Origin of the sequence: Microbacterium resistens NBRC 103078, from assembly GCF_001552355.1 — a bacterium.
Taxonomy (GTDB): Bacteria; Actinomycetota; Actinomycetes; order Actinomycetales; family Microbacteriaceae; genus Microbacterium; species Microbacterium resistens.
Genome location: NZ_BCRA01000021.1, coordinates 57,079 through 66,602, shown reverse-complemented (window position 1 = coordinate 66,602; position 9,524 = coordinate 57,079). Strand labels below are relative to the sequence as shown.

Annotated in this window: 9 protein-coding genes and 1 tRNA gene; 6 read left to right on the top strand and 4 right to left on the bottom strand. The window is 70.1% G+C overall.

The features are described 5' to 3' along the window. A partial coding sequence (locus MR1_RS04800) for a zinc-dependent metalloprotease (protein WP_067243539.1) occupies window positions 1-1,033 on the bottom strand: 1,033 nt, incomplete at its 3' end. A 123-nt stretch (window positions 1,034-1,156) separates the two neighbouring features. Between MR1_RS04800 and MR1_RS04795 the strand changes: the two genes are divergently transcribed. The 4 genes from MR1_RS04795 (at window position 1,157) to MR1_RS04780 (ending at window position 5,746) form a co-directional block, all read left to right on the top strand. After that, window positions 1,157-2,257, top strand: coding sequence for a YlbL family protein (locus MR1_RS04795; protein ID WP_231820453.1), 1,101 nt, complete (start codon window positions 1,157-1,159; stop codon window positions 2,255-2,257). 99 nt (window positions 2,258-2,356) lie between these two features. Beyond that, window positions 2,357-5,257: a UPF0182 family membrane protein gene (locus tag MR1_RS04790; RefSeq protein ID WP_174522509.1), complete on the top strand. Its 2,901-nt coding sequence runs from the start codon at window positions 2,357-2,359 to the stop codon at window positions 5,255-5,257. A 138-nt stretch (window positions 5,258-5,395) separates the two neighbouring features. Continuing rightward, window positions 5,396-5,584, top strand: a complete 189-nt coding sequence (locus MR1_RS04785) for a DUF1918 domain-containing protein (protein ID WP_067243536.1) — start codon at window positions 5,396-5,398, stop codon at window positions 5,582-5,584. A gap of 88 nt (window positions 5,585-5,672) precedes the next feature. Then, window positions 5,673-5,746 (top strand) — tRNA-Met (locus MR1_RS04780). 138 nt (window positions 5,747-5,884) lie between these two features. Here MR1_RS04780 and MR1_RS04775 read toward each other — a convergent pair. Together MR1_RS04775 and MR1_RS04770 are read right to left on the bottom strand one after the other, a co-directional pair. Further along, the gene (locus MR1_RS04775; protein WP_157517900.1) at window positions 5,885-6,112 is read right to left on the bottom strand and encodes a hypothetical protein; all 228 of its coding nucleotides are present in this window, start codon (window positions 6,110-6,112) and stop codon (window positions 5,885-5,887) included. Between the two features lie 254 nt (window positions 6,113-6,366). Further along, a complete protein-coding gene (locus MR1_RS04770; protein WP_067243534.1) occupies window positions 6,367-6,675 on the bottom strand; it encodes a hypothetical protein in 309 nt (102 codons plus the stop codon). Window positions 6,676-6,975: 300 nt separating this feature from the next. On the opposite strand from MR1_RS04770, the gene MR1_RS04765 reads away from it, so the two are divergent. Together MR1_RS04765 and MR1_RS04760 are read left to right on the top strand one after the other, a co-directional pair. After that, window positions 6,976-7,383: an arsenate reductase ArsC gene (locus MR1_RS04765; protein ID WP_067243533.1), complete on the top strand. Its 408-nt coding sequence runs from the start codon at window positions 6,976-6,978 to the stop codon at window positions 7,381-7,383. Window positions 7,384-7,407: 24 nt separating this feature from the next. Next, the gene (locus MR1_RS04760; protein WP_067243532.1) at window positions 7,408-8,223 is read left to right on the top strand and encodes a carbon-nitrogen hydrolase family protein; all 816 of its coding nucleotides are present in this window, start codon (window positions 7,408-7,410) and stop codon (window positions 8,221-8,223) included. A gap of 28 nt (window positions 8,224-8,251) precedes the next feature. Here MR1_RS04760 and MR1_RS04755 read toward each other — a convergent pair whose 3' ends face one another. Continuing rightward, on the bottom strand, window positions 8,252-9,454 hold the full coding sequence (locus MR1_RS04755; protein ID WP_067243531.1) for an aminotransferase class I/II-fold pyridoxal phosphate-dependent enzyme: 1,203 nt from the start codon (window positions 9,452-9,454) through the stop codon (window positions 8,252-8,254). Window positions 9,455-9,524: the final 70 nt, after the last annotated feature.

Sequence of the window (9,524 nt, the reverse complement as noted above, 5' to 3'; positions counted from 1 at the left end):
GGCGGCGCCGCGCCGCCTCGGCGATCCGGGCGCTGTCGGGCAGGCGCGAGGTCGCCGCCGTGGTGACGACGTCGACCCAGCCGTCGATGAGCGCGATGAGGTTCTCCAGACGTTCGAGCGCCTCGCGCTGCGCCTCGGACTGCGTCGGCAGCAGCGCTCCGCCCTCGATCGCCGCACGGAGCTCTTCCGGATCGGACGGGTCCAGGCGGCCCGCGACGTCCTCCAGCGCCTCGATGTCGACCGTCACCCCGCGGGCGAACTCGGTGATCTGGGACATCACGTGCAGGTGCAGCCAGCGCGCGTGGCGGTACAGACGCGCGTACGCGAGCTCGCGGGCCGCGAGATAGAGCGCGATCTGGTCCTCGGAGATCTCCAGTCCCTCGCCGAACGCGGCGAGGTTCTGCGGGATCACGGCGGCGGTGCCCGCCGGGAGCACCGGGATGCCGACGTCGCCGCCGGAGACGACCTCGAGCGAGAGGTTGCCCAGCACCTGCCCGAACTGCATCGCGAACACGGAGGATCCGAGTCCGCGCATCAGCTTGCCGGCACCGGCGACGATGCCGCGCATCTCCTCGGGCGTCTGGCCCTCCAACGCGGTGGTGAGGGCGTCCGCGATGCTCGTGGAGACGGGCGCCGCGACCTCCTTCCACACGGGCAGCGTCTGCTCCACCCACTCGCCGCGGGTGAGCGCTCGCGGCGACGTGCTCAGCTCGGAGATGGTCGTGGCCTCGCCGACCCAGAGGTTCGCCAGGGAGAAGGCGTCGGCGAGCGACGACCGGCCGCCGTCGGTGACGCCCAGACCGTCACGGTTCGCGATGTGCAGCGCCTGGCGCAGCGTCGTCTCCCACGGGTCCGAGCCCTGCGCGGCCTGGAACTGTTGGAGGAAGGCGTTCATCATCGCCGGATCGAGGCGGATACCCTCCATGCCCTCGATGCCGTCGAGCGCGCTCAGATCGATGTCCTCGCCGGATGCTCCCAGCATCCGGCGCAGGAACTCTCGGAAGTCCTCGGGATTCGGGTCGTTCTCTGCCATCGCCAGGCCCTCTCAGCACGTCTATAGCCGTGCGTCCTACGCTAGTCATACGATGCCGACCGCGGCCCGGAACGGGGACGCTTCGCTGTACGCCGGTCGCGAACGACCCTGTCAGGAGGACCTGTGACGACGACGCGCGCACGCCGTGCCACGCCCGCGATCGGCGTGGTCGCGCTGATCGTCAGCCTCGCCGCGCTGCTCGTGGTCACGTTCCTCCCGCTGCCGTACGTCGTGCAGCAGCCGGGCCCCGTCTACAACACCCTCGGCGACGTCGAGGTCGAGGACGGCGAGGAGGTCCCGCTCATCTCGATCTCCGGCGCGCAGACGCACGAGACCGGCGGCGCGCTCGATCTCGTCACCGTCCAGGTCGTCGGCAACCGGGAGCACACGCCCTCGTGGGTCGAGGTCGCCATGGCGTGGCTCGACCCCTCCCGGGCCGTCGTGCCGATCGACGCGGTCTTCCCCGAGGGCGTCACCACGAAGCAGCGCGACGAGCAGAACCAGGTGCTCATGGTCGACTCCCAGCAGGAGGCCACGGCCGCGGCGCTGCGGGAGCTCGACTACGACGTGCCCGTCACGATCGAGGTGGCCGGCGTGGTCGAGGACGGCGCGGCGTCCGGCGTGCTGCGCGAGGGCGATCGCATCCTGGCGCTGAACGGCGCCGCCGTCACCGACGTCGACGACCTCCGTGCCCGGATCCAGGAGAGCGGCGGCGCGCCCGTGACGCTCCGGGTCGCCAGGGACGGCGCGGAAGAGGACCTCACGGTGACGCCCCGTGAGGAGAAGGCCCAGGACGGCTCGGCCGTGTGGCTGATCGGCGTCACCCTGACGCACGACTACACCTTCCCGATCGACGTCAAGCTGCAGCTCGACAACGTCGGCGGCCCGAGTGCGGGGATGATGTTCGCGCTCGGGATCATCGACGTCCTGACGCCGGGCGAGCTCAACGGCGGAGAGCAGGTCGCCGGCACGGGGACGATCGCCGCGGACGGCACCGTCGGGCCGATCGGCGGGATCCGCCAGAAGATGTACGGCGCCCGGTCGGCGGGGGCGGACTACTTCCTCGCCCCCGGCGCGAACTGCAACGAGGTGGTCGGGCACGTCCCCGACGGGCTCACGGTGATCCGCACCGATTCGCTGGGCGAGTCCCTGGACGCCCTCGAGGTGATCGCGGACGGTGGCGACGTCGCGGCCCTGCCGACGTGCACGGGGGCGAACGGCTGACCTGTGACGGTCCCGAGCGCCGGCGGGCGTTCGCGACGGGCGAAGCGCGGATCCGCCGTCCCAGGTGGCGCATGAACTCGCCGACCTAGGATGGAGGACGTGACCACGACCTCCGCGCCGAACCCGGCCACGCCCCGCACCTCCCGACGAATACTGATGATCTCGGTGGTGATCATCGCGGCGCTCATCGCGGCCTTCTTCGCCTTCGCGTCGCTCTACACCGACTTCCTCTGGTACGACCAGCTCGACTTCGCGCAGGTGCTGACCACGCGCTGGCTGGCCACCGCGGTGATGTTCGTCGTCGGGTTCCTCGGCATGGCCCTGCCGCTGTTCCTCGTGATCCAGCTGGCCTACCGGCTGCGACCGGTCTACGTGCGCCTGAGCTCGCAGCTGGACCGGTACCAGGAGGTCATCGAGCCGCTGCGTCGCCTGGCGATGTGGGGCATGCCGGTCTTCTTCGGCCTGTTCGCGGGCTTCGCTGCGGCCGGGCAGTGGGAGACGGTCTGGATGTGGGCGAACGGGGCCTCGACGGGCGTCCTCGACCCGCAGTTCCAGATGGACACCGGCTTCTACATGTTCGCGCTGCCCTTCTACCGGGCGGTGCTCGGCTTCGCCTCCGCGGTGATGATCCTGTGCCTCCTGGTGACGGCGCTCGTGTCATACCTGTACGGATCGGTCCGCGTGGGCCAGGGCGAGCTCCGCATCTCCAAGCCGGCGCGGATCCAGCTCGCGGTGCTCGCGGGGGTCTACCTCCTGCTGCAGGCGGCGAGCCTCTGGCTCGACCGGTACGTGACGCTCGTGACCCCCGAGGACCGCATCACCGGTGCCGCGTACACCGGCGCCAACGCGACGATCCCCGGTCTGTCGATCCTCGCGATCCTGGCCGCGCTCGTGGCGATCCTCTTCTTCATCACCGCCGTGATCGGGCGCTGGCGCTTCCCGCTGGCGGCGACCGCGCTGCTGGTGGTGGCCTCGCTCGTGGTCGGTATCGGCTACCCCTGGGTCGTCAACACCTTCCAGGTGAAGCCGAACCAGAACTCGCTGCAGGCGGAGTACTACCAGCGCAACCTCGACGCGACCAAGGCCGCGTACGGCATCGACGGGCTCGAGACCACCCCGTTCAAGGCGGCCACCGACGCCGAGCCCGGACAGCTGCGCGCCGACGCCGACACGACCGCCTCGATCCGCATCCTGGACCCGGCGATCATCAGCCCGACGGTGCGCCAGCTCGAGCAGTACCGCGCGTACTACCAGTTCCCCGAGAACCTGGACGTCGACCGCTACGAGATCGACGGCGAGAAGCAGGACACCGTCGTCGCGGTCCGTGAGCTCGACATGAACCAGCTCAGCGACGCGGGCAACTGGAACAACCGCGCCGCGGTGTACACGCACGGCTACGGTCTCGTGGCCGCCGCGGGCAATCAGCGCACCAGCGACGGTGAGCCGGTCTTCCTCGAGCGCGGCATCCCGTCGGCCGGGTTCCTCACGGACACGGAGAAGTTCGAGCCGCGCGTGTACTTCGGCGAGCAGTCGCCGCCGTACTCGATCGTCGGCGCTCCCGAGGGCACCGCGCCGGTCGAGATCGACTACCCGCGCGGGCAGGACGGCGCCACGGACACGAAGACGACCTTCACCGGCGACGGCGGGCCGCGGATCGGCAATTTCTTCAACAAGCTGCTGTACGCGCTGAAGTTCCAGTCCGAGCAGATCCTCTTCTCCGACCTCGTGAACGAGGAGTCGCAGATCCTCTACGACCGGGATCCCAAGACGCGCGTGCAGAAGGTGGCGCCGTACCTGACGCTCGACAACGACCCGTACCCGAGCGTCGTGGACGGCCGGATCGTCTGGATCGTCGACGGTTACACCACCAGCGCCAGCTACCCCTACTCCACCGGGGTGAGCCTGCAGGAGGCGATCGGCGACGCCAGCATGGCCATGCCGGGCTTCGTGGCCGACGAGGTCAACTACATCCGCAACTCGGTGAAGGCGACCGTCGACGCGTACGACGGCAGCGTCACCCTGTACGCGTGGGACGAGGAGGACCCGGTCCTGAAGACCTGGCAGAAGGTCTACCCGTCCACACTCAAGCCGATCAGCGACATGTCCGGCGAGCTGATGTCGCACGTGCGCTACCCGACGGACCTGTTCAAGGTCCAGCGGGCGATGCTCGGGGTCTACCACGTGGACGACGCGTCCTCGTTCGCCCAGCGCGACAACGCCTGGAAGACGCCCAACGATCCGCAGAACCAGGACCGGCTCCAGTCGCCGTACTACCTGTCGATGAAGATGCCGGGTCAGGACTCGCCGCGGTTCTCGATGTTCACGACCTTCATCCCGTCCGCCGAGGGGACGAGCAGTCGCGACGTGCTGCTCGGCTACCTCGCCGTGGACTCCGACGCCGGATCCGAGGCGGGGGTGAAAGCGAAGGGCTACGGACAGCTCCGGATGCTCGAGATCGACGCCGACACGACCGTCCCCGGCCCGGGACAGGTGCAGAACACCTTCGATACCGACACGGACGTGGCCCAGCAGCTCAACCTGCTGAAGCAGGGCCAGTCGGAGGTGCTGCACGGCAACCTGCTGACCCTTCCCGTCGGCGGCGGACTGCTGTACGTCCAGCCGGTCTACGTCCAGGCGTCCAAGGGCACGCAGCTTCCCCGGCTCCAGAAGATCCTCGTGGCCTTCGGCGACCGGATCGCGTTCGCCGACACGCTCACAGGGGCGCTGGACGAGCTGTTCGGCGGGGATGCCGGCGCCGTCGGCGGCGACGAGGAGGTGCCTCCCACCACGCCGGGCGGCTCGACCACGGAGCCGCCGCAGACCGGCGCCGCCGCGCGTCAGGCGGCGCTGGAGGACGCGAAGGCGGCGATGCTCGCCCGCGACGAGGCGCTCAAGTCGGGTGACCTGACGAAGTTCGCGGAGGCGGACAAGCAGCTCACCGAGGCCGTGAACCGCCTCATCGAGCTCGAGGGCGACGCCGCCGAGACGCCCGCGCAGTGAGACCACGAGAGGCGCCTCCCCGCACCGGGGAGGCGCCTCTCGCGTGTCCCGTCCCGACCTGGCGGATCGTGCGGCGACGGCGCACACTGGAGAGGACTCCAGGCGTCCCGGCGGAGGCCGGGGGAGAGGCGGTTTCCCATGCATGTCACCGCAGGCGATCGTGTCGTGATCCACGGCGCGCAGGTCGGTCGCGCGGAGCGCCACGGCGAGGTCCTCGAGACCAGTGAGGACGGCGGGCCTCCGTACCGCATCCGCTTCGACGACGGGCACGAGTCGCTCGTGTTCCCCGGGCCGGACTGCGAGCTCGAACGGCCCTCGGAGGGCTGAGTCCGGGGCTCGGAGCGTGGGGGACGCGCCCGGGATCCGGCCCCGATTCGACCGCGCTCCGAACCCGTGCTAAGCTCAATTCTTGTGCCGCGGGGTGGAGCAGTTCGGTAGCTCGCCGGGCTCATAACCCGGAGGTCGCAGGTTCAAATCCTGTCCCCGCAACAAGAGAAGGCCCCCTGATCAGGAGAAATCCGATCAGGGGGCCTTCGCCATTCCTTAGTGCGTCGGGTCGGACCAGGGGCTCTGTGCGGGCATCGGGCATGGTGCCGTCACCCATACGTGTTCCGCCGGTCTTCCTGTCTAGCGTTCGGGGGTGATCGCGACGCGGATCTCGGTGCGGATCAGTCCGCGGTCGACGACGTCGATCAGTCCCTTCGTCACGGTGAGGACGTAGTGGTGTACGCGCTCTTGGGAGCCTCCGAAGCTGATGGTGGTCGCAACCGCGTCGCGCTCCTCCAACGCGGCGAGGCGTATCTCGTCTGCCACCTCGGGCGGTGGCGGGTGGTCGGGATCGCCGAGGACGGTCACGATGCGGAGTTCTTCGTCGCGGGCGGGTTTCAGCTGAGCGTCGTGGATCTCCGTACCGTCCCACACTCCGTTGACGACGACGGGGACGCCTCGAGCGGCGGTACTGACCTGGGTCCCGTGGACGACGACGGATCCGCCCTGCAGGCGTTGCGTGCTGGTCGGGTCCTGGGGAAACAGTGTCCATAGCGTCGCCGTCGGATGGCCCGGGGTCCCGTCCAGCCGGCCGACCGTCGTGACCCGCTGGCCGGGGGCGATCAGAAGTTCGGCCAGTACAGATCGAGCGACCACTTGGCGTCCCCCGGGATCAGATAGCAGTAGTGGTCCAGCGCAGGTGTGTTCGCCACATACCACGCCCCTCGCGCCTCGCATGTCGCTCGGGACTTGAAGTGGTCTCGTTCCTCCCGGACCCACCGGTTGATCTGCGGGCCCACGGTCGCTGACGCCGGACCGGCCGCCTCTGCCGTCAGCGGCGCCGCCGTCGCGATCGACGGTCCTGTGAACACGCTCCCCGCGAGGACGACCAGGCCCGCCATGAAGGCCCCGGGTGTGCGGATGATCTTCATCGTCTTCTCCTTCCGCGTCTGCGGTGAGGCATTCCTAGCAGACTGGAATGCAATGTGGCACCGAAACCATAGGTGCATTCGAAGGATCGGTGTCCTCGCGATCTCTCTGGTATGCGGATCTACCCGGCCCCTGCCTTCAGGTCCACAGCCTCCAGGAGTTGGGGACACGGAGGAACTCCTGTGCCGGGTGCTCCGGGCGTCGCATCTTCGCTCTCGGATAAAGCCCCCGAGCGTGCAGCGTGGTTCCCGCGACCCGGCGGCGTGATGGAATGGACGCACGATCCCCCTCAGGAGCAGACGATGACCGATTCGCGCATCCCCTCCGTCCTCTTCGTCTGCGTGCACAACGCCGGGCGCTCGCAGATGGCCGCCGGCTTCGTCCGGGCCCTCGCGGGCGACCGTGTGGAGGTCCGCTCGGCGGGCTCGCTCCCGGCGGAGCGCATCAACCCCGTCGCCGTCGCCGCGATGGCCGAGGCCGGGATCGACATCGCCGGCGAGCAGCCGAAGGTCCTCACGACGGAGGCCGTGCAGGACTCCGACGTCGTGATCACGATGGGGTGCGGCGACGCGTGCCCGTTCTTCCCCGGCAAGCGCTACGAGGACTGGCAGCTCGAGGATCCCGCGGGTCAGGGGATCGAAGCGGTCCGCCCGATCCGGGACGAGATCCGTGCGCGCGTGGAGGATCTGTTGGCCGGGCTCGGCGTCTGATCAGGGATGAGGGAGGATGGGCGCATGACCGCCTCCGCGCTCCTCGTCGCCGTGTGCCAGTTCGCTCCGACCGCGGACAGGGCGGCCAACCTCGACCGGGTCGCGGAGCTGACCGCCGCGGCTGCGGAACGCGGCGCGCGCGTGGTGGTCTTCCCGGAGTACACGAGCTTCTTCGTCGATCCGATGGACGAGACGCTCACGGACAACGCCGAGGCCCTCGACGGGCCGTTCACCCGCCGGCTCCGCGCGCTCGCCGCCGCGCACGGGGTCGTCCTCGTCGCCGGACTCGTGGAGCAGGCGGGCGACGGCGCACACGTGCACAACACTCTCGTCGCGGTAGACATGGACGGGATCCGCGCCCGCTACCGCAAGCAGCACCTCTACGACGCGTTCGGACAACGCGAGTCGGACTGGATCGCGGAAGGCGATCTCCGGACCCCCGAGACGGTCGACGTCGACGGGATCCGCATCGGTCTGATGACCTGCTACGACCTGCGATTCCCCGAGGTCGCCCGCACGCTGGTGGACGCCGGGGCGGATGCGATCGTGGTGCCGGCGGAGTGGGTGCGCGGGCCGCTCAAGGAGCACCACTGGCAGACGCTCCTGACCGCACGAGCCATCGAGAACACCGTCTACGTGCTCGCCGCGGACCACCCGACGCCGATCGGGGTGGGCCACTCCGCCGTCATCGACCCGCAGGGCGTCACGGTCGCCGCCGTCGGCACCGGCGAGGGGATCGCGGTCGCCGAGCTCGATCCGGCGCTCGTCGCCCGCGTCCGGGAGGTCAACCCCGTGCTGCGGCTGCGACGCTACGCCGTCGTTCCGCGACGGGCGGACTGAGGCGCACCCGCAGACCGAAGTCGCGCCGTCAGGCGCGGAGCGCGGCGAGCCTCTCCGACGCTTCGGCGATCACCGCGGTCCGCTTGCACGCGGCGAAGCGGACGAGCCCGGCGTAGTCACGACGGTGCTCGGGGAGCACGAAGGCCGACAGCGGGATCGCCACCACACCGCACCGCTCCGGGAGGCTCCGGCAGAAGGCGTCGGCGTCGCTCCCGCCGAGCGCGGTGGCGTCGGCGACCGTGAAGTATCCGCCCTGCGGGGCGGTCACCTCGAAGCCGGCGGCCTCCAGCCCACGAGCGAGGAGCGCGTGCTTCTCCTGCAGGGCGGTGCGGGCGTCCTGGAAAAACGCGTCGGGAAGGCCCAGTCCGATCGCGACGGCGGGCTGGAACGGGCCGGCGTTGACGTAGGTGAGGAACTGCTTGACGGTCAGCACGGCGGTGATCAGGTCCGCCGGCCCGTGGACCCAGCCGACCTTCCAGCCGGTGACGGAGAACGTCTTCCCCGCGGAGGAGATGGTGAGCGTGCGCTCCCGGGCGCCCGGCAGCGTGGCGAGCGGGACGTGCGCGCCGTCGAACGCGAGGTGCTCGTACACCTCGTCGGTGACGATGACGGCGTCATGGCGTTCGGCCAGCCGGACGATCTCCGCGCGCACCTCGGCGGAGAGGACCGTTCCGGTGGGATTGTGCGGGTCGTTCACGAGGATGATCCGCGTACGGTCGGTGATCGCCCGGGCGAGATCGGCGGGATCCGGCTGGAAGTCGGGCCGGCGCAGCGGAACGGTGCGAAGGCGTGCCCCCGCGAGCGCCACGACGGCGGCGTAGGAGTCGTAAAACGGCTCGAGGACGACGACCTCGTCGTCCGGCGATCCGACGAGGGCGAGGAGCGACGCGGCGATCGCCTCCGTGGCTCCCGCCGTGACGATCACCTCGCGTTCGGGGTCCACGTCGAGGCCGTAGAACCTCCGCTGATGCTCCGCGATCGCCTGGAGGAGCTCGGGGCGTCCGCGTCCTGGCGGGTACTGGTTCGCGCCCGTGTCGATCGCGGCGCGGGCGGCGTCGAGGACCTCCGCGGGCCCGCCCTCGTCGGGGAATCCCTGTCCGAGGTTGATCGCGCCCGTCCGGGCCGCGAGGGCCGACATCTCTGCGAAGATGGTGGGCGCCACGCCGCCCTGCGCGGTGAGGAGGCCGGCGCCGCGGGCAGTGCGCCGCCAGGCGCCGGACACGATTCCCATGCAGGCCAGGGTAACGGCATAGCGGAATCCCAAGCGCGGCATAAGAAACGCACAGATGCGCACGCGACTC